A 23895-nucleotide genomic window follows, 5' to 3' on the forward strand; every position below is an offset into this window, starting at 1 on the left:
GCAGCCTAGCAAGCGCGGGGCCAGCGCCAAGCCCGCGCGGGACGGCTCATCCGGCGGTGATGTTCGCCTCGCGGATGATGCGCGTCCATGTTTCGAGCTCGCGCGCGAGCGTGCTGCGCAACAGGGCGGCATCCCCGGGCCAGGCCTCGATCCCGGCGCTGGCCAGGCGCTCGATCACGCCCGGGTCGCGCGTCGCGGCCGCGGCCGCCGCCTCGATGCGCGCGACGATGGGTGCGGGCAGGCCCGCCGGTCCGAAAATGCCCTGCCAGAACAGCGTCTCGTAGCCCGGCAGGGCCTCGGCCACCGGCGGCAGGTCCGGCAGCCGCGCGATGCGGCGCGAGGCCGTCACGGCAAGCCCGCGCGAGCGGCCGGCCTCGATCGAGGGCAGCGCCTCCTGCACGGCGGCGAACATCGCCTGGATGCGCCCCGCCTGCAGGTCGAGCAGCGCCGGCGCGCCGCCGCGATAGGGCACGTGCACGGCGTCGATGCCCGCGCGCGCGCGGAACAGCTCGAAGGACATGTGGTTGATGGCGCCGATGCCGGAACTGCCCCAGCTCAGCCGTCCGGGATTGGCCTTGGCGTAGGCGATGAGCTCCTGGACGCTGCGCACGGGCAGGTCCGGATGGACGTGCAGCACGAAGGGCGAGACGGTCGCGGTCCCGCAGGGCGTCAGCGCCGTCAGGGGATCCCGCGGCTGGGAGGTGGGCTGCAGCGCCGGCACCACCGCGAGCGAGGTGGTGCCCATCAGCAGCGTGTAGCCGTCCGGGCGCTGCGCCGCGACATGCGCGTTCGCCACCGCCGTGCCGGCGCCGGGCCGCGGCTCGATCACGATGCTCTGGCCGAGCTCGCGTTCCATGCGCTGCGCGACGATGCGCGCGGAGAACTCCGTCGAGCCGCCGGGCGGATAGGGATTGACCAGCAGGATCGGACGATCGGGCCAGCCGGCCTGCGCCCGGGCCAGGCTGGGTGCGGAAAGCGCGGCAGCGCCGAGCAGCGCCGCGCGGCGTGTTGTCGTCATGGCGTGATTCCTCCCGGGGCTGTCGTCTCCCGAAGCGATGATGGCCGCGGGCGGAGGCCGCGATCAAGCCGCGCGGCCCCGCGGTGCAACCATTCCGTCAAGGGCCGGTCACGCGGGCGTCACGCCGCGGTGCTACCGCACCGCCGCAAGAAGGGACCGACCATCCATGCTCGAGATCGAAAGGCTGACGCGCCGCTTCGGCGAGAAGACGGCGGTGGACGGCGTGAGCCTCTCGATCCCGGCCGGCCAGATGGTGGGCGTGATCGGGCGCTCCGGCGCGGGCAAGTCCACGCTCCTGCGCATGCTGAACCGGCTGACCGAGCCCTCGGCCGGGCGCGTACTGTTCGACGGCACCGACATCACCGCGCTGCGCGGCCAGGCGCTGCGAGACTGGCGCATGCGCTGCGCCATGATCTTCCAGCAGTTCAACCTGGTGCAGCGGCTCGACGTGCTGACCAATGTGCTGGTCGGGCGGCTGAACCGGCGGCCGGTGCTCACCTCCCTGCTGCGCATGTTCACCGCGCAGGAGCGCGCCATGGCGCTCGCCGCGCTCGACCGCTTCGACCTTGCGGAGACGGCGCTGCAGCGCGCCGACACGCTCTCGGGCGGACAGCAGCAGCGTGTGGCGATCGCACGCGCGCTGCTGCAGGAACCGCGCATCATCCTGGCCGACGAGCCGATCGCGAGCCTCGACCCGCGCAATGCCCGCACGGTGATGGACGCGCTGCGCGGCGTGAACCGCGACGGCATCACCGTGCTGGTCAATCTGCACGACCTCGCGACCGCGCGCGACTACTGCGACCGCATCGTGGCGCTCAATGCCGGGCGCGTGGTCTTCGACGGCCCGCCCCCGGCGCTCACCGCGCAGCGCATCCGCGAGATCTACGGCGTGACGGAGGAGGAGTTCGCCGAGGAGGCGGCCGCGGCCGTCGGTGCGCCCCCGCCCCGCCACCCCGCCATCGCCGCCGCCTGACCCCCCCCGCACAGGAGAGACGCCATGATCACCCGCCGCAGCCTTGCCGCGCTCGCTGCCGGCACCGCGCTGGCGCCCGCCCTTGCGCGCGCGCAGGCCTGGAACCCCCGCCGCACGGAAACCTTCACCGAAGGCTTCCCGCCGGCCGGCCGCAGGCCCTGGGCGGAGCAGGTGCCGCAGCTGCGCGTCGGCCTGCTCGGCGGGGAGAACGAGGCCGACCGGCTCGGCCGCTTCGGCGCCTATCGCGAGTTGCTGGAGCGCACCTTCGGCGTGCCGACGCGGCTGTTCCCGGCCTCGGACTACGCCGGCGTGCTGCAGGCCTTCAGCGCGCGGCAGATCGAGGTCGCGGGCCTCGGCCCCTCGGCCTATGCGGGCGCCTGGCTCGACACCAATGGCGGCGTCGAGCCGCTGCTCGCCGCCGAGGAGGCGGACGGCTCCATCTCCTATGTCGCGGTGATGGTGGTGCGCGCCGATTCGGGCATCACCAGCCTCGAGCAGATGCGCGGGCGCTCGCTCGCCTGGGCCGACCCGAACTCCACCTCGGGCTACCTGATCCCGCGCTTCGCGCTGCGCCGCCAGGGCATCGCCGTGGACGGCACCGGCTTCTTCTCCCGCACCGGCTTCGGCGGCGGGCACGAGCAGGCGGTGGTCGCCGTGCTGCAGCGGCAATACGACGCCGCGGTGACCTGGGCCTCGGGCCAGGGCGACGTGAATTCCGGCTTCACCCGCGGCAACCTGCGCGCCATGGTGGACAAGGGCATGCTGAACATGCGCGACCTGCGCATCATCTGGACCAGCGAGCCGATCGTGAACGGCCCGCATGCCGCGCGCACCGACCTGCCGGCCGCCTTCAAGGAGGACTGGAAGCGCTTCCACCTCGCCCTGCCCAAGGCGCATCCCGAGATCTACCGCCAGGTGGAGCGCGGCGCCGGCACCGGCTACCGCGAGGTGCGCCACGAGGACTACGAGCTGATCGTCGAGATCCGCCGCGAGGAAGCCGCCGCGCGCCGCCGTCGTTCGTGATGCGCTCTCGGCCGGACACCGCCCGCATCGCCACCGGCCGCGCCGCATGAGCCAGCAGGCCGCCTACGCCACCGGCCTGCCCGCGGTGATCCGCGGCGAGGAAGCCTTCCTCGCCGCGCGCCGCGCCAAGCGCCTGCAAGCGCTGCTCGGCGGCGCCATCCTGCTGGGCTGCCTCCTCGCCGCCGCCTGGATGAGCGAGGTGCGCCCGGCGACCCTCTGGGCCGGCCTGCCGCGCATCGGCGAATACTTCGCCCGCATCCTGCCGGACCTGCGCTGGGGCGTGCTCTTCGCGGATGCCGAGACGGAGGGCTCGCTCGCCTTCTGGATGTACCGGCTGCCGGAGTGGTCCTGGCTGATCCTCGAGACGGCGAACATGGCCGCGCTGGCGACGCTGATGGGCTCGGTCTCGGCGCTTCTGCTCGCCTTCCCGGCGGCGCGCAACATCGCGCCCTCGGGCATGGTGTTCCACGTCACGCGCCGCTTCCTCGAATCGCTGCGCACCGTGCCCGAGATCGTCTACGCGTTGATCTTCGTCTGGGCCTTCGGCATCGGGCCGCTCGCCGGCATCCTGGCGATCGCGCTGCACAGCGCGGGCGCCAACGGGAAGCTGTTCGCCGAGGCGATCGAGAATGCCGACCTGCGCCCCTGGGAAGCCGTGCGCGCCGCCGGCGGCTCCTGGGTGCAGGGCTGCCGCTACGCCCTCCTGCCGCAGGTGCTGCCCAACATCCTGTCCTACGTGCTGCTGCGCTTCGAGGTGAACATCCGCTCGGCCAGCGTGATCGGCTTCGTCGGCGCCGGCGGCGTGGGCGAGGAGCTCTACAAGGTGATCTCCTTCAACTACTACGAGGAGGTCAGCGCCATCGTGCTGCTGATCATCCTCACCGTGTCCTGCCTGGACCTGCTCTCGGAACGCCTGCGCCACGCCGCGATCGGGCGGCTGGAGGCGGCAAGATGAGTGACCGACGCACCGCCGGTGCGATGAGCGCGGATGTCGAGACCTGGCGCGCGCGCATGCCCGCGGCCTTCGGCGCCACGCGCGGGCGGCGCGCGCTGCGCGTGGCGGGCTGGGCGGTCTTCGCGGCCTGGCTGGTCGCCTCGCTGTGGTGGTTCGACATGACGCCGCAGCGGATCTGGGCCGGGCTGTCGGGGCTCGGCACCATCCTGGTGCTGATGGTGCCGCCCTCGCCCGGCGAGCAATGGGTCGAGATCCTGCAGGGCATGGCCGAGAGCGTGGCGATGGCCTTCCTCGGCACCTTCCTCGCGGCGATCGTGGCGGTGCCGCTCGGCTTCCTCGGCGCGCGCAACATCGTCACCGCCACGCTCTGGCGCTTCTCGCTGCGCCGCCTGCTGGATGGCTTCCGCGGCGTGGACCAGCTGATCTGGGCGCTGGCCTATGTGCGCGCGGTCGGCCTCGGGCCGCTCGCGGGCGTGCTCGCCATCTTCACCGCCGACATCGCGGTGCTGGCGAAGCTCTATGCGGAAGCGATAGAGAATGCCGAGAAGAAGCAGGCGGAGGGCGTGGTTGCCGCTGGCGGCGGGCGGCTGGCCTCGGTGCGCTTCGGCATCCTGCCGCAGGTCGCCCCCGTGATGCTGGCGCAGGCGCTCTACTTCTTCGAGAGCAACACGCGGTCGGCCACCATCCTCGGCGTGGTGGGCGCGGGCGGCATCGGGCTGCAGATCGCCGAGCGCATCCGCGTGCGCCACTGGGACGAGGTGGCGTTCATCATCCTGCTGATGATCGCGACGGTGGCGGTGATCGACTTCATCTCGGGGCGGATCCGGCGGCGGCTGATCGGGGCGCAGGCCGCGCCGCACTGAGGCGCGGCGCGGCCCTGCCTTTCACCCGCGGATCGTGATCGGCGTCAGGTCCTGGAACCAGGACTGCGCCTGCACGAAGCCCTGCACACGCCGGCTCATCGCGCGCGGATTGAGGTCGTGCGCGACGAACAGGAACAGCCGGTCGTCCACCGCCTTGGCGTGCAGTTCGGCCAGCAGCGCATCCTGCGCGGCCGGGTCGAAGGTGGTGTAGACGCGGTCCATGATGGCGTCATAGGCCGGGTCGCTGAAGAAGCCCCAGTTGTTGGAGGCCGGCGGCGCCATCTCGGTCTTGAGGAAGCGCACCAGCGCCGCGAAGGGGTCGTGCACCGAATAGGAGACGTTGATCGCGGTGATGCCGCGCGGCGCCAGCGCGCGCGCGCCCTCTCGCCACAGGCCGAGCAGCGCGTTCCACTCCACCACCTCGAAGTCGATCTCGATGCCGATCTCCTTGAGGTTCTGCTGCACCGCCTCGTTCATCGGCAGCGGCTGCATCTGGCCCGAGCCGGAGGGCGAGATCGCCACCTTGGTGCGCAGCGGGTTGCGCGCCGAGAAGCCGGCCTCGGCCATCAGCCGGCGCGCCGCCGCGACATCGGTGCGCACCGGGTCGGAGGGGCGGCCATGCCAGGGATGGCCCGGCGGCAGCAACCCGGCCCCTTCCACCATCAGCCCGCCCAGCATGGTCTTCATGCCCGAACGATCCACCGCGAGGTTCGCCGCACGGCGCACCCTTATGTCGCGCCAGGGCGAGCCCTCGATCATGGAGAAATGCCAGGTCCAGGTGTGCGGGTAGGTGTTGGTCACGATCTGGAAGCCGGCCTGGCGCAGCGAGGGCACGGCGTCGGGCGGCGGCGCCTCGATGAAATCCACCTGGTTCGAACGCAGCGCGGCCACACGGGTATTCGCCTCGGGCAGCGGCAGCAGGATCACGCGCTCATGCCGCGGGATGCGCGCGGCGTCCCAGTAGTCGGGGTTGCGCAGCAGCACCGCGCGCTCGCGGATGCTGAAGGATTCGAGCCGGTAGGGGCCGGTGCCGACGGCGCGGTTGAGGAAGGTGTCCCAGCTCCGCCCCGCCGCCTCCCAGGCGCCGCGATGGGTGATGCCGATCCAGGTCAGGCCGAAGGGCACCAGGCTGTCCGGCGTGCGCGTCTCGACGATGAAGGTCTTCTCGCCCTCGGCGCGCCAGGAGGCGATGGTGGGCATGCGGATGCGCGCCTGCGCCGCGGCGCGGTTGTCGAAATGGGGCGCGTCGCTGCGGAAGGCGCGGTCGAAGGAGAAGGCGACGTCCTCGGCCGTCAGCACCTTGCCGTCATGGAACTTCACGCCCTCCCGCAGGGTGATGATCCAGCGCTTCGTGTCCGCCGGATCCACCCGCCATTCGGTGGCGAGGCCCGGGCGGATCACCGGCGGCTTGTCGAAGGAGGAGAGGTCCCACATCGCCAGCTGGTCATAGAGCGTGATGCCCATGAACCGGTGGCCTTCCGCACCCTGGTCGGGCACGCCGTTGGACAGCGGGATGGCGGCGGCGGTCATGCCGACGCGCAGCGTGCCGCCGGGGGCGGCCTGCGCCAGGGCGATGTCGTAGGGCAGGGCGGCGGCGAGGCCGAGGCCGGCGCCCCCACCCAGAAGGAGGCGACGGCTGAGGGAGGGATTCATCGCAGGCTCCGCAATCGGTGGGCGATGGCGGAGCCTAGACGGGCGCGATCACGCCGTGGGCAGCGCGGCGGCAAATGGCGCGAAAGAAGGCGAAGATTCTTCGGCCTGCACGGTTTCCGGGCTGCGCGCGCCCGCGGTCATGCCGCCGGGGGGGGGGCAGCACGGTGCCGAGGCGCGAGACCGTTCAGTCGTCCCGGTCGCGCTGGGCGGCCTGGGACTGGGCCGCGAGGGCGCGGGCCATCTGGCTCAGCGCCTCCTGGTGCTTGTCGTTGTCGATCAGCGCGAAGTTGCGGGCGAGTTCGAGGAACATGCGCTGCCGCGGCGAGACCGGCTGGGCCTCCCCCGCCGGGCCGAGGCCCTCGAAGAAATAGGACACCGGCACGTTCAGCACCTGCGCGATCTCGAACAGGCGGCCGGCGGAGATGCGGTTCAGGCCGCGCTCGTACTTGTGCGCCTGCTGGTAGGTCACGCCGATCATCCGGGCGAGCTGCTGCTGGGACAGGCCCAGCATGGTCCGCCGTTCGCGGATTCGTGCGCCGACGTGATGATCAACGATGCTCGCGCGCTGCGTCGAGTGCTCCTCGTCAGCCTCTGAGGCGGCGGAGGTGGGGGGCCGTTCGGTCATCATGTCGTCTTTCGTACGATAACGCGAAATACGTGTGCCAGCAAACAATTCTCTCTACCATGGCGCGCATTACCATCCGGTGAACGCAGCGTCCCTAGGCTTTGCCGCGCGTCTGCCGGAGCGCCGCGAGTTCCCGCCGCAGCGCCTCGACCTCCGCCTTCAGGGCATCCACCTCGCCTGGACCGCCGGAAGGCGCCTCGTCGCGGCGGGCGAAAGGGGCGAACAGGCTCATCGCCCGTTCCATCATCGCCATGTTCTGCTTACCCATTTCCTCCAGGTTTGGAAAGGATGCAGGAAATGGCATGAAACCGCCCATGGTCTGCTCCATGGTCCGGCGCATCTGGTCCTGCTGCCGCCCGAAGGCGGCCATCGCGAATTCGAGGTAGCGCGGCACCAGCCCCTGCAGGTTGTCCCCGTAGTAGCCGATGAGCTGGCGCAGGAAGGTCGTGGGCAGCAGGTTCTGCCCGCCCTTGCTCTCCTCCTCGACGATGATCTGCGTCAGCACCGAGCGGGTGATGTCGTCCCCGGTCTTGGCGTCGTAGACCACGAAGTCCCGCCCCTGGCGGATCATCTTCGCAAGGTCGTCGAGCGTCACGTAGCTCGACGCCTCGGTATTGTAGAGGCGCCGGTTCGCGTATTTCTTGACCACGACCGGCGTGCCGCCGGCCTCGCCGGCCGGGGCTCCGGGTGCGGCTGCATTGCCCGCCATCGACATCTCGACTCGCTCTCCCCTCGCGACTTGCGCGATCAGTCAGCCTAGCACGCGGACCGCAGTGCAACGAAAGCCGCAAATGCCGTGAAATCCGGACGTTCCTTCCGCGGGCCGGTGCCGCTATGGTCCGCCGCGCGAGGAACCCCCCGATGGAAGCCCCTGAGGATCTCGACAGCCTCGCGGAGGACTGGATCGCGCTGTGGCAGAGCGAGATCGCCGGACTGGCGGCCGATCCGGAACTGGCCGAGCAATGGGCCGCCTGGGCCGCCCTGGGCGCGGCCTGGATGCGCGCGGCCGCCGCCGCGGCGCCGCGCTTCCGCGGCCCCGACGGCCATGACGGCCCCGCTGCGCCGCCGCGGCCCGCGCCCGCTGCCGCTGCATCTGGGCCTGGCGGGGATGCGCGCGATGGCGGCGGCCGGGACGCTGCCCGGGACGCCATGGCCGCACGCCTCGCCGAGCTCGAGCGCCGGCTGGCCGATCTCGAAGGCCGGCCGGGCGGAGCGGGAGCGGATCCTAAGCGCCCTCGCGGCCGGCGGCCACGCGCCTGAGGCCTTCCGCGGCGCGGTCCTCGCGCGCCTGATGCGCGCCGACCGCGCGCTGATCGCCGGCATCGCCGCCTATCGCCGCCACCCCTGGACGCGACGCCTGCCCGACCCGCCCGCGATCTGGGCCGAGGGCGGCTCCCGCCTGCTCGACTATGGCGGGCAGGGGCCGGCGGTGATGTTCGTCCCCTCCCTCGTCAACCGCGCCTATGTGCTGGACCTGACGCCGGAACGCTCGCTGATGCGCTGGCTGCCCGGCCAGGGCTTCCGCAGCCTGCTGCTCGACTGGGGCTGGCCGGGGGAGGCGGAGCGCGACTTCACCCTCACCGACTACGTCGCCGGCCGGCTCGAGCGCGCGCTCGCGGCCGCCCCCGGCCCGGTGGTGCTGGCCGGATACTGCATGGGCGGGCTGCTCGCCCTCGCCGCCGCGCTGCGCCGGCCCGACCGCGTGCGCGCGCTGGCCCTGCTCGCCACGCCCTGGGACTTCCACGCCGGGCCCGACGCCGCGCGCCGCGCGCGCACCGCCGCGGCGCTGCTGCCGGGGCTCGAGGCCGTCATGGCGCCGACCGGCGCGCTGCCGGTGGATGCGCTGCAGACGCTGTTCGCGCTGCTCGACCCCTTCGGGGTGGCGCAGAAATTCCGCGCCTTCGCCCGGCTGAGGCCGGAGAGCGAGCGCGCAACCCTGTTCGTGGCGCTCGAGGACTGGCTGAACGACGGCGTGCCGCTGCCCGCCCCGGTCGCCCGGCAATGCCTCGCCGGCTGGTATGGGCGCAACGAGCCCGGCCTGCTCGCCTGGCGCATCGCCGGCGCGGTGGTGGACCCGGCCGCCTGGGACGGCCCCGCCTTCGCCGCCATCCCGGAGCGCGACCGCATCGTGCCGCCGGCCTCGGCCCATGCGGCGGCGGCGCGGCTGCGGCGGGGCACCACCCATCTCGCGGCGGGCGGGCATATCGGCATGGTCGCGGGGGCCGGGGCCGAGACGGCCCTGTGGCGGCCGCTCGCCGCCTGGCTAGCGGGCCTCGGCTAGCGCGGCCGCGACACTGGGCCGGTCGAGCAGGCGGTCCATCGCCTCGCGCATCGTGCGCTGCATCAGCGCATGAAGCTCATCGGGGGATGCGAAGATGCCGGTATCCACCGCGAGGAGGCTGCCGGTCACGTTCCGCACGCGTTCGCTCTCGGTCAGCAGGATGCGTCCGCTCGCGCGCTCGCGCAGACGCAGCGTCATCGCGGCCGTGGCTTCGAGGCGGACGTAGCGATTGGCGTCGAACTGCGTGATCTCGAGCAGCACATCCACCCGCGGCGCCCCGCGCGAGAGCCAGCCGCGCGCGGCGAGCGCCTCCTCGAAGGCGGCGCGCACGGCCTCGTCGATCGGCCGGTCGGCCTCGATGCCCTTGAGCGGATTCCCGTAGCCGCCCCGGATGGTCCCGAGCCATCGCGGGTCTTCCCGCCCGGTGCTCCTGAGGTTGCGGACCTCGGCCACGGCGGCGACCGGACCGGGCGCGCGCGGGCCGATGCCGCTGGTGGTGGGCGCATAGGTCAGCGGATAGGAGGAGGTCCCGCATGCCGCCAGCAGCAGCGGCAGCAGGACGAGCATGGCGCGCCGCATGGGCGGGGTTCTCGGCATCGGTGCGGGCGCAAGGCTGGCATCCCTCCGGCACGCAGGCAAACCGGCATGGCCGCTTGTGGCCGACCCCCGCCCCGGCGCATGCTGCGCCGCAAGACCTCCCAGGGAGAACACCCGGTCATGACCGAGATCGTCATCGCCTCCGCCGCCCGCACGCCGGTCGGCTCCTTCAACGGCGCCTTCGCGTCCCTGCCCGCCCACGCCCTCGGCACCGTCGCCATCAAGGCGGCGATGGAGCGCGCCAAGGTCGAGGGCGCGGAGGTGGACGAGGTCATCATGGGCCAGATCCTCGCCGCCGGCGCCGGGCAGAACCCGGCCCGCCAGGCCTCGGTGAACGCCGGCATCCCGGTCGAGCACACCGCCTTCGGCATCAACCAGCTCTGCGGCTCGGGCCTGCGCGCGGTGGCGCTGGCCGCGCAGCAGATCGCGACCGGGGATGCACGCATCGTCGTCGCCGGCGGCCAGGAGAGCATGACCCAGGCCCCGCACTGCCAGAACCTGCGCGCCGGCCAGAAGATGGGCGACCTCGCGCTGGTGGACACCATGATCAAGGACGGGCTGTGGGATGCCTTCCACGGCTACCACATGGGCAACACGGCCGAGAACGTCGCGCAGAAGTTCCAGATCACCCGCGAGCAGCAGGACGAGTTCGCCTTCCACAGCCAGCGCAAGGCCGGCGAGGCGATGAAGGCCGGCCGCTTCAGGGACGAGATCGCGCCCGTCACCGTCAAGGGCCGCAAGGGCGATGTCGTCGTTTCCGAGGACGAGTACCCCAAGCCCGAGACCACGATCGAGGTGCTGCAGAAGCTGCGCCCGGCCTTCGCCAAGGACGGCTCGGTCACCGCGGGCAATGCCTCGGGCATCAATGACGGCGCCGCGGCGGTGGTGGTGATGACGGCCGCCGAGGCCGCGAAGCGCGGCATCACGCCGCTCGCGCGCATCGTCTCCTGGGCGACCGCCGGGGTGGATCCCTCGATCATGGGCACCGGCCCGATCCCGGCATCGCGGAAGGCGCTGGCGAAGGCGGGCTGGAAGATCGACGACCTCGACCTGATCGAGGCGAACGAGGCCTTCGCCGCGCAGGCCATCGCGGTGAACAAGGACCTCGGCTGGGACACCTCGAAGGTGAACGTGAATGGCGGGGCGATCGCGCTCGGCCACCCGATCGGGGCCTCGGGCGCGCGGGTGCTGACGACGCTGCTGTTCGAGATGCAGAAGCGCGGCGCCAAGAAGGGCCTCGCGACGCTGTGCATCGGCGGCGGCATGGGTGTCGCCATGTGCCTCGAACGGTAAGGCGCGGTACCGCGCCGGATCGCCGGCGCGCGCCGCCCTGACGGCCGCGCGCCGCCTGCCTGTCGCGGCATGGGGCGCTGCCGCATGGCTTGCCCTCGCCGCGCCCGGCGCGGCGGCGGCGCCCGACCGGCCGCCCGGATTGGCGGGGCGCATCCTCGCCGCCGCCGAGCAGATGGACCGCGCCGCCGGAGCGCCCGAGCGCAGCATCCTGCGCAACCGGCCCTACCGCGTCTGCCTGCTCGACCTGCTGCTGGCCAGCGACCTGCCGAATGCGCGGCTGGAGCGCCTCGCGCGCGAGACCGAGGCCGGGCGCGAGGATCCGCTGATGGCCGAACGGCCCGACCTTTTCGCGGCCGCGACGGCGCGCTGCCCGCAGGGCGGCCTGCCGCGCTGATGCCCGGCGGATGCAGGGCGCGTTTCATGGGCCGGGTATCGGCGGTTGATGGCAGGCCCCATGCCGGCGGATGAAGGGGATCTTGCCCCTCGCCCGCCGGGATGCGGCGGCGTTCGGCTCAGCCCGCCTCCGCCTCCGCCTCCGCGACCCGCATCGCCGCCGCCACGAAGCCGTCCGGCGTCAGCGAGATCGAGTCGATGCCGCATTCCACGAGGAAGGCGGCGAAGTCGGGGTGGTTGGACGGCGCCTCGCCGCAGATGCCCACCTTGATGCCGCAGGCATGGGCGCGGCGGATGACGTCGGCGATCATGCGCTTCACCGCCTCGTCCCGCTCGTCGAACAGGGCGCGCAGCGCGGCCGAATCCCGGTCCACGCCGAGCACGAGCTGCGTCAGGTCGTTCGAGCCGATCGAGAAGCCGTCGAAGCGCGCCGCGAACGCCTCGGCGAGGATCACGTTCGCCGGGATCTCGCACATCACGTAGACCTGCAGCCCGTCCTCTCCGCGCGTCAGGCCGTTCTCGGCCATCAGGGCGAGGACGCGGTCGGCCTCGGCCGGGGTGCGGCAGAAGGGGATCATCAGGATGATGTTGTCGCAGCCCAGTTCCCGGCGCGCCTTCAGCATCGCCCGGCATTCCAGCGCGAAGCCCTCGCGGTAGAGATCGGAATAGTAGCGCGAGGCGCCGCGCAGCCCGAGCATCGGGTTCTCCTCCGCCGGCTCGAACTGCGGGCCGCCGATCAGGTGCGCGTACTCGTTCGACTTGAAGTCCGACATCCGCACGATCACCGGGCGCGGATGGAAGGGGGCGGCGATGCGCGCCACGCCGCGCGCGAGCGTGTCCACGAAGTAGGACGCCTTGTCGGGGAAGCGCCGCGTCAGGCGCCGGATCTCGCGCTTCGCCGCGGCGTCCTCGATCTCGTCGAAGCGCAGCAGGGCGACGGGATGCGCCTTCACCACCGCGCTGATGATGAATTCCATCCGCGCAAGGCCGACGCCGGCCGCCGGCAGCCGCCACCAGCGCATCGCCGCCGCCGGTGTGGCGATGTTCAGCATCATCGCGGTGCGCGTCGCCGGGATGGCGGCGAGGTCGATCTCCCGCGCCTCGAAGGGCAGGCTGCCGTCATAGACATGCCCTTCGCTCCCTTCGGCGCAGGAGAGGGTGACGGCCTGGCCGTCCCGCAGGCGCGCCGTCGCTTCCCCGGTGCCGATCACCGCGGGCACGCCGAGTTCGCGGCTGACGATGGCCGCATGGCTGGTGGTGCCGCCATGGTCGGTGACGATGCCCGCGGCCTTGCGCATCAGCGGCACCCAGTCGGGGTCGGTCGCCTCGGCCACGAGCACGGCGCCATCCGGGAAATCGGCGATGCCCGAGGGGTCGTGCACGATGCGCACCGGGCCGGCGGCGATCGCCTCGCCCACCGCCGCGCCGGAGAGGATCGGCCGCGCCTTCGCCTTCAGGTGGAAGGAGCGCAGCGTGCCGCCGCGATCGGCGCCATGCACGGTCTCGGGGCGGGCCTGGAGGATGAACAGCGCGCCGCTCTCGCCGTCGCGGGCCCATTCCATGTCCATCGGGCGGCCGTAATGCGCCTCGATCGCCACCGCCCAGCGGGCAAGCGCGAGGATCTCCTCATCCGCCAGGACGAAGGCCTCGCGCTCGGCGCGGCGTGTGGCGACGAGGGCGGTGCGGGCGCTGCCGCCGCTCGCGTAGATCATCTTGCGCGCCTTGGCGCCGCAGGCCTTCTCGAGGATCGGCCGCTTCGCAGGGTCGGCCAGCGGAGCCTTGAACACCAGGTAGTGGTCGGGATCCACGAGGCCCTGCACCACCGTCTCGCCCAGGCCCCAGGCGGCGCTGATGCTGACCACGCCGGGGAAGCCGCTCTCGGTGTCGAGGGAGAACATCACGCCCGAGGCGCCGGTGTCGGCGTGGACCATGAGCTGCACGCCGACCGAGAGCGCCACCTTGCCGTGGTCGAAGCCCTGCATCTCCCGGTAGGCGATGGCGCGGTCCGTCCACAGGGAGGCGTAGCAGGCGCGGCAGGCCTCGAGCAGCGCGCGCTCCCCGCGCACGTTGAGGAAACTCTCGTGCTGGCCGGCGAAGGAGGCGGTGGGCAGATCCTCGGCCGTGGCCGAGGAGCGCACGGCGACCGCGGGGTCGGGCCGGCCGGCCCTGCGGCCGAGCTCGCGGTAGGCGGCGCGGATCGCCTCGGCGATGGCGGGCGGGATCTCGCTGTCGAGGAAGCGGCGACGCAGGGCAGCGCCGGTCTCCTGCAGGCTGGCGGCGCCGGCATGGAAGGCGGCGAGCGCCTCGGCCACGGGCGCGGCGAGCGCATTGGCCGAGACGTGCTGGCGGAAGGCATCGGCGGTGGTGGCGAAGCCGTCGGGCACGCGCACCCCGGCGGCGGCGAGGCCGCGCAGCATCTCGCCCAGGGAGGCGTTCTTGCCGCCGACCCGCGCGACATCGGCGATGCCGACATCGCCGAACCACAGCACAGGGGTGTCGGTCATGGCGCTCCTACCGGTCTGGCGCGCGGGGCGGCCGGTGCGGCCCGTGCCCTGCCGCGCAAGGACCCGCACCGCCGGCGCTCCGCCGGTCCGGCGCAGCAGGCGGCGGATGCGCCGGCTTCGCCTTGATCCCGCGCAAGGTGGCGCGGCGGCATCACTGGGAGCATGATCGCGGTGCACGGGCGCCGCAGCGGGAGAGCATCATGGCCAGCAAGGACATCCTCGCCGAGGTCGCGGCCGAGCGCAGTCGGCAGGACGCCCGCTGGGGCGGGTCCGGCCACGACGACGCGATGACGATGACGGAATTCGCCCGGCTGATCGCCGACTACGCCGGCTGGGCGCGCGTCAAGGCGCGGGAGGGGGCGCTCGATGAGGCGCGGCTGCGTTTCCTGCAGGTCGCGGCACTCGCGGTGGCGGCGGTCGAGCGCCTGGATCGCGACCGCAGCGGCGCCTCCGCCCCCGCGCCGGCGCCGCGCGACATCGATTGGGAATAGGCGCGCCCGCACTCCGTTCCGGCCGCCAAAGGCCGCCCGCCGTCTCGCGGCGTGCTGTCACGACGTGGCGGTTGCTGCGAGGGGCCTGCCGGCGCGGGCCGGTCTCGTGCCTGGCGGATGATGGTCGGACCCTCGCCCGCCGGTCATCGCGGCGCGGTTCCGCGCTCGGCCGCCCCGCCTGCCCTGCCCGATGGCATGATTGCCGCGTTCTCCGATGGGGCTTGATCGACGGGCGTTCCGCGCGATGGCGGCGGGCGGCAGGGTCTTGCCCACTGGCCGGCCTCACCCCCGCCCCGGCCAGACCCCCGGCCGCACCGCCGCCGCGCAGAGCGCCCCATAGGCGGTGATGCCGAGCGCCACCGCCACGAACTGCCCGGTCAGGCCGAGGCCCAGCAGGTCGGCCAGCACCCATCCGCCGCCGACCGCGAGCGCGATCCGCGCCAGCCCCGCCATCACCGGCCAGCCCATCCGCCCCGCCCCCATCGCCGCGAAATAGAGCGCCATGCCGAGGCCGAAGACCGGCATCGCCCAGGCGATGACCGACAGCGCGCGGGTCGCGACCGCCTGCACGGCGGGGTCCGCGGTGAAGGCGGCGGCGGTCGTCGCGGGGAAGATTGCGACGGGGATGGCGATCAGGCTCGTCACCGCGACGGCGAGCGCGCCGCCGGTCCAGGCGATCCGCCGCGCCTCCGCCCAGTCCCCCGCGCCGACCGAGCGCCCGACCAGCGCGGTCAGCGCCGAGCCGACGCCGAAGGCGAGCGGGATCATCAGGAACTCGATGCGCGCCGAGATGCCGTAGCCCGCCACCGCCGCCGGCCCGTGCGCGGCGATGCGCGCCGTGACGAGGATGGTCGCGAGGTTGGCGATGGTCGCCATGGCGCAGGCCACGAGGCCGACCGAGAGGATGCGCGAGAAATGCGCCGCACGGATCGGCGTCCGCAGCGCCGGCGCGAAGCCCGCGCCGCCGGCGAGGAAGACCGCGGCCATCAGCACCGCCGAACCCGTCATCGCCAGCGCGAAGGCCATCCCCGCCCCGGCGAGGCCAAGGCCGAACGGCTCCATCAGCAGCCAGGCGAGCGGCGGATAGGCGAGCCAGCCGCCCACCACCCCGCGCGCCGCCAGCGCATGCCGCCCCCCGCCGCGCAGGATCGAGGCGAGGGTATTGGTCAGCCAGGCCGGCAGCGCGCCGGCCCCGAAGGTCCAGGCGGCATAGGCGGCCGCCGCGGCGGCCGTCTCCGCGCCGCCGATCAGGCCGAGCACGGCATGGGGGAAGATCGCGAGCGGGACGGCGAACAGCGCCGCCCCCGCGCAGGCGATGATCAGGGCATGGGTGGCGAGCGCGGCCGCCTCCTCCGGCCTGCCGGCGCCGAGCGCCCGGGCGATGGCCGAGACCACGCCGCCGCCCATGGCGCCGGCCGACATCTGGCTGAGCAGCAGCGCGAAGGGCAGCACCAGCGACCAGCCGGCGAGCGCGAGCGTGCCCTGCCGCGCCGCCAGCCAGGGCTCGATGAGCTGCGCGGCCACCTGCGTCGCGACCAGGAGCGTGGTCGGCGCGGCGAGGGCGAGGATGCGGCGCAGCCGGTCCCCTGCCGTGGCCCGCGCGGGCGCGAGGCCGGCGGCGTCAGTCATGGCGGCCGGGATCCTCGGCGGGCGCGGCGCGCTCGGCAGCGGCGCCGAAGCGGCGGCGGATGGCCTCTCCCGCGCCGGGGCCCGGAAGGATGCGGACATCCTCGGGCCCGATCTCGCTGCCATCCGCCCGGCAGGGCCGAGGGGCCATCACCGGCGCGCCGGTTGCGCGGTCGAGCATGATGGTGGGCGGGCCTTCGCCTTCGAAGAAATGGCGGACGCCCCAGTCGCGGATCGCGAGGTAGAGGGGGAATGCGTCGCGGCCGCGCGCCGTCAGCCTGTAGGCATGGCGGCCGCCTTCGGGGATGCGCGCGAGCAGCCCATGCCGGACGAGATGCGCGAGCCGCGCCGAGAGGATGTTCGGCGCGATGCCGAGGTTGCGCTGGAAGGCGTCGAAGCGGGTGGTGCCGGCGAAGGCCTCGCGCAGGATCAGGAGGGTCCAGCGTTCACCGAGCACGGCCATGGCGCGGGCGACCGGGCAGCGCATGGCGGCGAAATCGGTGGGGCGCATGGGGGCTCCGGCGGGCTTGCATGATGCAAGCATGCTGGCTTGCATGATGCAAGCCTGTCCGCACCGGCGCTGCCGGGCCTTGTCCACAGGAAATTGCGGCACGGTTGCATCGCAGAACTTGTGTCGCGCCGCGGCTTTGCCCTACCGTATCTTGTGTCAGGGGGACACAGGGGGACCACCGGATGGACTGGACCGCGGAAGCGATCGAGCGCCTGAAGGCGCTCTGGGCCGAGGGGCATTCCACGGCCGAGATCGGCCGGCGCATGGGCATCTCGAAGAATGCGGTGGTGGGCAAGGCGCACCGGCTGAACCTGCCGGCGCGGCCGAGCCCGATCCGCCGCGACGCCCAGCCGCGCCCCGCGCCCGTTCCGCGCGCGCCGCGCCCGGTGGCGCCGGCGCGGGCAGCCGTGCCGCCGCCGATGCTGCGGGCCGCCCCCGCCGTCGCGCCGGCCGCGCCGCCGCCCGCGCCGGCCGCTCCGGTGCTCAGGGCCTTCCCCGCGCCCGCCGCGCGGCCGCGCCTGGGCAGCCGCACCTGCTGCTGGCCGATCGGCGAGCCGGGAACCTCGGCCTTCCGCTTCTGCGGCGCCGAGCCGATGGCGGGCAAGCCCTATTGCGCGGAGCACGCCGCGCTCGCCTATGTGAAGCCGCGCGACCGGCGCGAGGACGCGGCGTAGGGAACGCGGCCTGCCCTGGCGCCACCCGCCAAGGCGCGCCGGCACCGCGGCTGCTTTCGCGACGGCAGGCTCGGTCCGTCGCCGTCGGTCGGTTTCGTGATGCGGCGTCTTGCCGCGGAGCGGAGCCAGACCTGACGCGCCGGGATCCTTCGCCCGCGGCGGCGGATCGCAGCGCCGCGCGTGGCGTGTGTGCGCCCGGTAGGGCGAACCGACATGCGTCCTCGGCGCGGCGCGCATTGGCGGCGTGCTCGAGGGCAGTGCCGCCCTCCACGCGGCGACCATCGCCGTGGGCGCGAGCGGGCAGGTGATCGAGGTCTTCGCCGTCGGCAACCACACGCCTCCGGGGGAGGAGACGGTGCGGCCCGAACTGACGAAGGCCGTCGCGAACGGCGTGTGGGGGCATCGCCTCGGCCTCCGGGGGCGTTCCTCAACGACGAGGTGCTCCCCGCCATCGCCTTCCGTAGCCTTGATGCCAGCACGACGCTTGGGCAGGAACGAGCGGCGTCACGCCGCAGAGCGTCCTGCTCATCGTGGTGGAGAGGAGCGGTGACCTCACCTACCCCACCGTCGTGACCCTCGAGAACGGCGGCACCGCCTCGCCTGGCGACATCGTCCTCATCGCCGCGACGAGTGGCGGCACCTTCGCCGCCAGCCCCTGGTGAGCCCGGCCGCTGCATGCTCACCTTGCTAGGCGGGCTGGGCGAGCCCCGACATCGGGGTATTCGTCGCGCCGGATGCCGAGGAGGAGGCGCCCGAGACCGTCACCCTGGCACTGATCGCGGCCTCGGGCACCGAATGCTGGATGGTGGAGGTCACCCGCGCCCGGCAGCGCGCGGCCGGTGGGCGGTTTCAATCCGGACATCCCCCTTCGGCTACGCCCCCGGGCAAGGGGCGCATGCACCCGATTTCGCGCCGTTCCGATCGCAGGGCATCCGCCTGCCGCGGTCATCGCGCGAGGCCGGCTCCCGCGACCATCCGGGGCGCGCGCCGGGCTGGCGGGCGGCCGCGCGCCCGAGGCAAGGCCGTGTCGGGAAACCGAGGCCGGACCCTTCTCCCCCTGCCGTCAGATCACCAGCCCGAGCAGCCATATCGCCGCCACCCCGGCGGCGATCGCCGCCGCCAGGTTGCGCGTCGCCGCCTGCGCGGCCACCACCGCCAGCGCCGCGAGGAAGCCCTTGCTTCCGTGTGTCGCCAGCGCCGGCGCGACATAGGCGACGAAGATCGGCCCCGGCAGGTGCTGCAGCATCACCTCGACGAAGCGCGGCGGCCGCACCGCGCGGAACAGCGCATACCCCCCGGCGCGGCAGAGATAGGTCGCCAGCGCCATGCCGAGGATGGCGAGCAGGACATCGAGGCGCAGCGTCATCGCCGCCGCATCTCGAGCCAGGCCCCGAGCGCCGCGCCGCCGAGCGCGCCCGCCAGCAGCGGCCAGGGCGCCGCAAGGCCCAGCCACCAGGCCGCCAGCGACAGCGCCGCCGCCAGCAGCCACGGCGCGAGGTCCCGCCGCACGCCCTGCCAGACCGGGACCAGGATGGCGCAGAAGGTCGCGATGGCGGCGAAATACAGCGGATGGCCCGGCGGCAGCCGCACCACCGCGCCCGCCACATGCCCCACGCCCACCGCGACCAGCCAGAAGCACCACAGCGCCAGCGCCACGCCGAGCAGGTAGCCCGCATCGCGCCCGCCGCGCCGCATCTCGGCCGCCGAGAGCGCGTAGGAATGGTCCACCAGCGTCGAGAGCGTGCCCCACAGCCGCAGCCCGCGCAGCCGGTCGAGCCAGGGCGCGAGGGCCGCGCCCATCGGCGCGAGGCGCATGTTCACCACCAGCGCCGCCACCGTCGCCGCCGCGACCGGCGCGGGATCGGTCCAGAGTTCCAGCGCCAGCAGCTGCGAGGACCCGGCGAAGACCAGCGCCGACATCAGCAGCGTCTCAAGCAGCGAAAGCCCCTTGGCGTCGGAGATCACGCCCACCACCAGGCCGAAGGGAAAGGTGCCGATGACGAGCGGCACCGCATCGCGCGCGCCGCGCAGCACGCCCTTGCGCGTGAAGACGACGGCGCTGCCGCTCATGCCCGCCGCGCCGCCAGCAGGCGCTCCTCCGCCGCCTCGGGCGCCATGGCGAGCGCGCGCCGCGCCACCGCCTGGGCGAAGCCGCCGCGGGCGAGCGCGGCGAGCGCCTTGCGGCGCGCCTCGGCATCCTCGGGCGCGCGCGCGAAGGGGCCGATGCGGCGGCGGCGGCAATAGGCGAGGGCGGCGTCGAGCTCGGCCTCCTCGTCCGCGGGAATGGCCGTGGCGCTGGTTTCCGCATCCACGCCCTTCGCGGCGAGATGCGCGGCGACGGCCCGGCGCGAGCGCCCCGCACGCATCAGCCGCCGCGCGCGGCTCTCGGCGAAGGCGACGTCGTCCACCGCGCCGGCGGCGACCATGGCGCGCGCCACCCGCGCGGCAGCGGCGCGGGCAGCGGCGGCGGCGGCGGCGATGGCCTCGCGCGGCCGGCCCTCGGCCTCGGCGGCGCGGGCCCAGCGCTCCACGCGCCGTTCGAGCACCCGCCGCAGCCCCGCCTCGGTCGCGGCGAAACGCGCGAGATGCGCGAGCGCGGCCTCGCGCAGCCGCGCCTCGGTCGGGGCCTCGCCGGCGGGGTGCCGCACCCGCGGGCTGCGCGGCGCGCCACTGTGCTCGTGCTGGGACATCCCCGCCTTCTGGCACGGCCGGCGGCGGGCGGCGAGATCGGGCGGCGGCGGTATGCCGGAGCGGGCCGCGGCCACCCCGCCCCCCCCGGGCGCGAGGCGGATCGCGCCCCGCCACCGCGGGAAACGGGCACGCGGCCACCACGACCCGGTCGCTAAGGCCAACCCTCACGCGCAAATCGGCAACGGATCTTCCACCACGCACGATGACGCGGCCCGGCCTAGCATCGCCCCATGGACCGACGCCTTGCGCGCCATGCCACGGCGATGGCGCGCGCCTGTTTCCTTTCCATCGCGGTGGCGCTGACGGCCGCCGGCGCCGCCTCGGCGCAGCCGGCGCCGCGCCGCGAGCCGCCGCCCGCCTCCGGCTTCGCCTGCGGCACCAAGCGATACTGCACGCAGATGACGAGCTGCGCCGAGGCGATGTTCCATTTCCAGGTCTGCGGCCTGCGCAGGCTCGACGGCGACCAGGACGCCGTGCCCTGCGAGCGGCTCTGCGGCCAGGGGCGCGGCTCGACACGCCGCCGCTGAACCCCTATCGGCGGGGAAACCGCCCAAGGGAGACGCCCATGCCCCAGCCCGCCCATCCGGCCGCGATCAACGGCCTGACCCTCGCCCAGGCCGAGACGATCGCCGATGCCGCGCTCGCCAAGGGCCGCGCGCTCGGTCTGCTGCCGCTCTGCGTCGTGGTGCTCGATGCCGGCGGGCAGTTGAAGGTGGCCAAGCGCGAGGACGGCGCCTCGATCCTCCGGCCCGAGATCGCGACGGGCAAGGCCTTTGGCGCGCTCGCCATGGGCTTCGGCACGCGGGAACTCGCCCGCCGCGCCCAGGCGGTGCCGGGCTTCACCAATGCGCTGTCGGACCTGACCGGCGGCAGGGCGGTGCCCGTGCAGGGCGGCGTGCTGGTGCGCGACACCGACAACGTGCTGCTCGGCGCCGTCGGCATCAGCGGCGATGCCTCGCCCAAGGACGAGGAATGCTGCATCGCCGGCATCGAGGCCGCGGGCCTGCTCGCCGACACGGGCGACCCGGCCTGAGGGGACGGCGGCACAACCCCGGAAGCGTGAGCGGCGTGGCATCGGCAGCGCAACCGGAAGGACGATCGCGAGGCGCTTCACCCTCCGGCCCCGCCCCGCCGCGGCGCCGGTCCTCGCCGGCGGCCTCGCCGCCCGCGACGTGATGGACCGCCAGCAAGGTGACCCGCCGGGCAGCACGCTCGGCGGCGCCACCGACCGGGTGCTCGGCACCAACACGTCCGGCGCCTCTGCGCAGCAGCGCGACGGCAGGCGCAGCAAACCCGCCGGCACGGCGCTCGAACGCGCGGCCGGCGCGCAGCCGGCGCCACGCCGCTACCCGGACGCACCCGGCCTCCGAGGCGCGGGCATGGGGTCGCGCGGCCGTGCCGCTCGGGCGTGACGATTCAGCCACGGCTGGCCCGGCCCCGCCGTGCGGCCTTTCGCAGCCGCGCCGTTTCCGGCATTGTCCTCGCTTTCCCTCGCGCCGGCACCGCGATGGTCGCGCCTGCCCGCGCGGGGGAAGCAAGCGGAGAGTGGTTTCCCGTGATCCCCGCCCTGATGCCGACCTACAACCGCGCCGACCTCGCCTTCGAGCGGGGCGAGGGCGCGCGCCTGTGGACGGTGGACGGGCGACGATTCCTCGATTTCGGCGCGGGCATCGCCACCTCCAGCATCGGCCACGCCCATCCGCACCTGACCAAGGCCATCGCCGAGCAGGCGGCGCGGGTGATGCATGTCTCGAACCTCTACCGCATCCCGGAGGCCGAGCGCCTCGCCGCGCGGCATGTCGAGAACTCCTTCGCCGACAGCGTGTTCTTCGGGAACTCCGGTGCGGAGGCGAACGAGGGCATGATCAAGGCCGTCCGCAAGTATCACGCGGAGACCGGCCACCCCGAGCGCTACGAGATCATCTGCTTCGAGGGCGCCTTCCACGGCCGCACGCTGGCGACGCTGGCCGCGACCGGCAACGAGAAGTACCTCGCCGGCTTCGGCCCGCCGGTGGACGGCTTCCAGCACGTGCCCTTCGACAACATGAACGCGCTGCGATCGGCCATCAGCGAGAAGACCGCCGGCATCATGATCGAGCCGGTGCAGGGCGAGGGCGGCGTGCGCCCCTGCCCCGACCGCTTCCTGCAGGAGATCCGAGCGGTCTGCGACGAATACGGGCTGCTGATGGCGCTCGACGAGGTGCAGTCCGGCATGGGGCGCACCGGCAAGCTCTGGGCCCATCAGTGGGCCGGGATCGAGCCCGACGTCATGTCGGCGGCCAAGGGCATCGCCGGCGGCTTCCCGCTCGGCGCGGTCTTCGCGAAGGAGAAGGTCGCGCAGTACCTCAAGCCCGGCACGCATGGCTCGACCTATGGCGGCAATCCGCTCGCCTGCGCGGCGGGCAACGCGGTGCTCGACGTCATCCTGGCGCCGGGCTTCCTCGAGGGCGTGCAGCGCGTCGCCGCGCATCTCTGGCGCGGCCTCGAAGGCCTCGCGGCGAAGCACCCCTCCGTCGTGGAGGGCGTGCGCGGCCGCGGCCTTCTCGTCGGCCTCAAGCTCAAGCCGGAGGTCAGCAACGGCGACATGCAGGCCGCCGCGGTGGCGGAGGGGCTGCTGACGGTGGCGGCGGGGATGAACGTGCTGCGGCTCGCGCCGCCGCTCATCATCACCGAGGCCGAGGCGGACGAGGCGGTGGAGCTGCTCGACCGCGCCTGCCGCCGCATGACGCCCTCGACCGCGAAGGTGGCGGCGCAGTGAGTGCCGTGCTGAAGCCTGTCAGCGGGGGGCCGAGCGCCCCCCGCCACTTCCTCGAGATCATGGATTTCGACGCCGCCACGCTGCGGCGCATGCTCGACCTCGGCGCCCGCGCCAAGCGCGGGGAGGTGACGGGCCGCCCGCTCGCCGGCAAGACGGTGGCGCTGATCTTCGAGAAGCCCTCGACGCGCACCCGCGTCTCCTTCGAGGTCGGCATCCGCCAGCTCGGCGGGGATGTGGTCGTGCTGTCCTCGAGGGACATGCAGCTCGGCCGCGGCGAGACGCCGAAGGACACCGCGCGCGTCCTCTCGCGCTACGTGGACGCGGTGATGCTGCGCACCGACGACGTGCGCAAGATCCGCGAGCTCGCGGAACACGCGACCATCCCGGTGATCAACGGCCTGACGGACGTCTCCCACCCCTGCCAGATCATGGCCGACGTGATGACCTTCGAGGAACATCGCGGCCCCATCGCCGGCCAGGTCGTGGCCTGGACGGGGGATGGCAACAATGTCGCGCAATCCTTCATCCAGGCCGCGGCGCGCTTCGACTTCACGCTGCGGATCGCGACGCCGCCGGAGCTCGCCCCGCCGCCCGCCCTCATCGAATGGGCCCGCGGGCAGGGCGCGCGCATCGAGCTGACCAACGACCCCGCCGCGGCGGTGAAGGGCGCGCGCTGCGTCGTCACCGATGCCTGGGTCTCCATGTCGGACGAGAAGGAGGGCCGGGCGCCGCAGCGGCACAACCTGCTCGCGCCCTATCAGCTCAACGCCGCGCTGCTGGCCAAGGCCGCGCCGGATGCCATCGTCATGCACTGCCTGCCCGCCCATCGCGGGGAGGAGATCACCGACGAGGTGATGGACGGCCCGCAATCGGTGGTGTTCGACGAGGCAGAGAACCGGCTGCACGCGCAGAAGGGCGTGCTGCTCTGGGCGCTCGCGGGCGGCTGAAGCCGCGCCCCGGAGGGAA

General features: G+C 73.6%; 28 protein-coding genes. 16 read left to right on the forward strand and 12 right to left on the reverse strand.

Annotated elements, in window-relative coordinates:
• Positions 1-46: 46 nt before the first annotated feature.
• Entirely contained in the window at positions 47-1018 is a 972-nt protein-coding gene (locus tag FHS88_RS17275) for a Bug family tripartite tricarboxylate transporter substrate binding protein (protein WP_184486725.1), read from the reverse strand.
• A 166-nt stretch (positions 1019-1184) separates the two neighbouring features.
• On the opposite strand from FHS88_RS17275, the gene phnC reads away from it, so the two are divergent.
• From phnC to phnE (FHS88_RS17295), 4 genes are read left to right on the forward strand one after another with little or no spacing between them, the layout of a single operon-like run.
• Complete coding sequence (gene phnC / locus FHS88_RS17280; RefSeq protein WP_184486726.1) at positions 1185-1991, forward strand: phosphonate ABC transporter ATP-binding protein; 807 nt, start codon at positions 1185-1187, stop codon at positions 1989-1991.
• A 24-nt stretch (positions 1992-2015) separates the two neighbouring features.
• On the forward strand, positions 2016-3014 hold the full coding sequence (phnD, locus tag FHS88_RS17285) for a phosphate/phosphite/phosphonate ABC transporter substrate-binding protein (RefSeq protein ID WP_184486727.1): 999 nt from the start codon (positions 2016-2018) through the stop codon (positions 3012-3014).
• Between the two features lie 46 nt (positions 3015-3060).
• Positions 3061-3969, forward strand: coding sequence for a phosphonate ABC transporter, permease protein PhnE (gene phnE / locus FHS88_RS17290; protein WP_184486728.1), 909 nt, complete (start codon positions 3061-3063; stop codon positions 3967-3969).
• The gene (gene phnE, locus FHS88_RS17295) at positions 3966-4832 is read left to right on the forward strand and encodes a phosphonate ABC transporter, permease protein PhnE (protein WP_184486729.1); all 867 of its coding nucleotides are present in this window, start codon (positions 3966-3968) and stop codon (positions 4830-4832) included. The genes phnE (FHS88_RS17290) and phnE (FHS88_RS17295) overlap by 4 nt, the downstream gene beginning before the upstream one ends.
• A gap of 21 nt (positions 4833-4853) precedes the next feature.
• Here the strand turns inward: phnE (FHS88_RS17295) and FHS88_RS17300 are convergent, their stop codons facing one another.
• From FHS88_RS17300 to phaR, 3 genes are all read right to left on the reverse strand, one after another.
• Positions 4854-6485 (reverse strand): ABC transporter substrate-binding protein, encoded by a 1632-nt coding sequence (locus FHS88_RS17300; RefSeq protein WP_184486730.1) that lies wholly within the window; start codon positions 6483-6485, stop codon positions 4854-4856.
• A gap of 184 nt (positions 6486-6669) precedes the next feature.
• Positions 6670-7110 (reverse strand): helix-turn-helix domain-containing protein, encoded by a 441-nt coding sequence (locus tag FHS88_RS17305; RefSeq protein WP_184486731.1) that lies wholly within the window; start codon positions 7108-7110, stop codon positions 6670-6672.
• Between the two features lie 94 nt (positions 7111-7204).
• Positions 7205-7819, reverse strand: coding sequence for a polyhydroxyalkanoate synthesis repressor PhaR (gene phaR, locus FHS88_RS17310; RefSeq protein ID WP_184486775.1), 615 nt, complete (start codon positions 7817-7819; stop codon positions 7205-7207).
• Between the two features lie 152 nt (positions 7820-7971).
• On the opposite strand from phaR, the gene FHS88_RS21250 reads away from it, so the two are divergent.
• Together FHS88_RS21250 and FHS88_RS17315 are read left to right on the forward strand one after the other, a co-directional pair.
• Complete coding sequence (locus tag FHS88_RS21250; protein ID WP_338146636.1) at positions 7972-8370, forward strand: hypothetical protein; 399 nt, start codon at positions 7972-7974, stop codon at positions 8368-8370.
• A 31-nt stretch (positions 8371-8401) separates the two neighbouring features.
• Positions 8402-9391, forward strand: coding sequence for an alpha/beta fold hydrolase (locus tag FHS88_RS17315; protein WP_338146638.1), 990 nt, complete (start codon positions 8402-8404; stop codon positions 9389-9391).
• Here the strand turns inward: FHS88_RS17315 and FHS88_RS17320 are convergent.
• Positions 9374-9970 carry a YajG family lipoprotein gene (locus tag FHS88_RS17320; protein WP_184486733.1) on the reverse strand — a complete coding sequence of 199 codons (597 nt, stop codon included), beginning with the start codon at positions 9968-9970 and terminating at the stop codon, positions 9374-9376. The genes FHS88_RS17315 and FHS88_RS17320 overlap by 18 nt on opposite strands.
• Positions 9971-10108: 138 nt before the next feature.
• On the opposite strand from FHS88_RS17320, the gene FHS88_RS17325 reads away from it, so the two are divergent.
• Positions 10109-11281: an acetyl-CoA C-acetyltransferase gene (locus FHS88_RS17325; RefSeq protein ID WP_184486734.1), complete on the forward strand. Its 1173-nt coding sequence runs from the start codon at positions 10109-10111 to the stop codon at positions 11279-11281.
• A 139-nt stretch (positions 11282-11420) separates the two neighbouring features.
• The gene (locus tag FHS88_RS17330; protein WP_184486735.1) at positions 11421-11675 is read left to right on the forward strand and encodes a hypothetical protein; all 255 of its coding nucleotides are present in this window, start codon (positions 11421-11423) and stop codon (positions 11673-11675) included.
• Positions 11676-11793: 118 nt separating this feature from the next.
• Here FHS88_RS17330 and ppsA read toward each other — a convergent pair whose 3' ends face one another.
• On the reverse strand, positions 11794-14178 hold the full coding sequence (gene ppsA / locus FHS88_RS17335) for a phosphoenolpyruvate synthase (RefSeq protein WP_184486736.1): 2385 nt from the start codon (positions 14176-14178) through the stop codon (positions 11794-11796).
• A 200-nt stretch (positions 14179-14378) separates the two neighbouring features.
• Here ppsA and FHS88_RS17340 point away from each other — a divergent pair, with 200 nt between their 5' ends.
• Positions 14379-14669, forward strand: coding sequence for a hypothetical protein (locus FHS88_RS17340; RefSeq protein WP_184486737.1), 291 nt, complete (start codon positions 14379-14381; stop codon positions 14667-14669).
• A gap of 282 nt (positions 14670-14951) precedes the next feature.
• On the opposite strand, the gene FHS88_RS17345 is transcribed toward FHS88_RS17340, so the two are convergent.
• A complete protein-coding gene (locus FHS88_RS17345) occupies positions 14952-16298 on the reverse strand; it encodes an MATE family efflux transporter (RefSeq protein WP_184486738.1) in 1347 nt (448 codons plus the stop codon).
• Complete coding sequence (locus tag FHS88_RS17350; RefSeq protein WP_184486739.1) at positions 16291-16806, reverse strand: winged helix-turn-helix transcriptional regulator; 516 nt, start codon at positions 16804-16806, stop codon at positions 16291-16293. Before FHS88_RS17350 ends, FHS88_RS17345 begins: the two co-directional genes overlap by 8 nt.
• Before the next feature lie 182 nt (positions 16807-16988).
• Between FHS88_RS17350 and FHS88_RS17355 the strand changes: the two genes are divergently transcribed.
• Positions 16989-17480 carry a GcrA family cell cycle regulator gene (locus FHS88_RS17355; protein WP_184486740.1) on the forward strand — a complete coding sequence of 164 codons (492 nt, stop codon included), beginning with the start codon at positions 16989-16991 and terminating at the stop codon, positions 17478-17480.
• A 533-nt stretch (positions 17481-18013) separates the two neighbouring features.
• A complete protein-coding gene (locus tag FHS88_RS21150) occupies positions 18014-18142 on the forward strand; it encodes a hypothetical protein (RefSeq protein WP_272872842.1) in 129 nt (42 codons plus the stop codon).
• A gap of 25 nt (positions 18143-18167) precedes the next feature.
• Here the strand turns inward: FHS88_RS21150 and FHS88_RS21155 are convergent, their stop codons facing one another.
• The 4 genes from FHS88_RS21155 to FHS88_RS17370 all read right to left on the reverse strand — a co-directional run bounded on the left by FHS88_RS21155 (position 18168) and on the right by FHS88_RS17370 (position 20170).
• Positions 18168-18296, reverse strand: a complete 129-nt coding sequence (locus tag FHS88_RS21155; protein ID WP_272872843.1) for a hypothetical protein — start codon at positions 18294-18296, stop codon at positions 18168-18170.
• 247 nt (positions 18297-18543) lie between these two features.
• Positions 18544-18846: an AzlD family protein gene (locus FHS88_RS17360; RefSeq protein ID WP_184486741.1), complete on the reverse strand. Its 303-nt coding sequence runs from the start codon at positions 18844-18846 to the stop codon at positions 18544-18546.
• Entirely contained in the window at positions 18843-19550 is a 708-nt protein-coding gene (locus FHS88_RS17365; RefSeq protein ID WP_184486742.1) for an AzlC family ABC transporter permease, read from the reverse strand. Before FHS88_RS17365 ends, FHS88_RS17360 begins: the two co-directional genes overlap by 4 nt.
• Complete coding sequence (locus FHS88_RS17370) at positions 19547-20170, reverse strand: RecX family transcriptional regulator (protein WP_184486743.1); 624 nt, start codon at positions 20168-20170, stop codon at positions 19547-19549. The genes FHS88_RS17365 and FHS88_RS17370 overlap by 4 nt, the downstream gene beginning before the upstream one ends.
• A 231-nt stretch (positions 20171-20401) precedes the next feature.
• Between FHS88_RS17370 and FHS88_RS17375 the strand changes: the two genes are divergently transcribed.
• From FHS88_RS17375 to argF, 5 genes are all read left to right on the forward strand, one after another.
• Entirely contained in the window at positions 20402-20698 is a 297-nt protein-coding gene (locus FHS88_RS17375) for an excalibur calcium-binding domain-containing protein (RefSeq protein WP_184486744.1), read from the forward strand.
• Positions 20699-20736: 38 nt separating this feature from the next.
• Entirely contained in the window at positions 20737-21204 is a 468-nt protein-coding gene (locus FHS88_RS17380; protein ID WP_184486745.1) for a GlcG/HbpS family heme-binding protein, read from the forward strand.
• A 142-nt stretch (positions 21205-21346) separates the two neighbouring features.
• Positions 21347-21583 carry a hypothetical protein gene (locus FHS88_RS17385; protein ID WP_184486746.1) on the forward strand — a complete coding sequence of 79 codons (237 nt, stop codon included), beginning with the start codon at positions 21347-21349 and terminating at the stop codon, positions 21581-21583.
• Between the two features lie 143 nt (positions 21584-21726).
• On the forward strand, positions 21727-22929 hold the full coding sequence (locus tag FHS88_RS17390) for an acetylornithine transaminase (protein WP_184486747.1): 1203 nt from the start codon (positions 21727-21729) through the stop codon (positions 22927-22929).
• Positions 22926-23876, forward strand: a complete 951-nt coding sequence (gene argF, locus FHS88_RS17395) for an ornithine carbamoyltransferase (RefSeq protein ID WP_338146640.1) — start codon at positions 22926-22928, stop codon at positions 23874-23876. Before FHS88_RS17390 ends, argF begins: the two co-directional genes overlap by 4 nt.
• Positions 23877-23895 lie beyond the last annotated feature (19 nt).

This window comes from Neoroseomonas alkaliterrae (assembly GCF_014199195.1).
In the GTDB taxonomy this organism is placed as follows: domain Bacteria; phylum Pseudomonadota; class Alphaproteobacteria; order Acetobacterales; family Acetobacteraceae; genus Neoroseomonas; species Neoroseomonas alkaliterrae.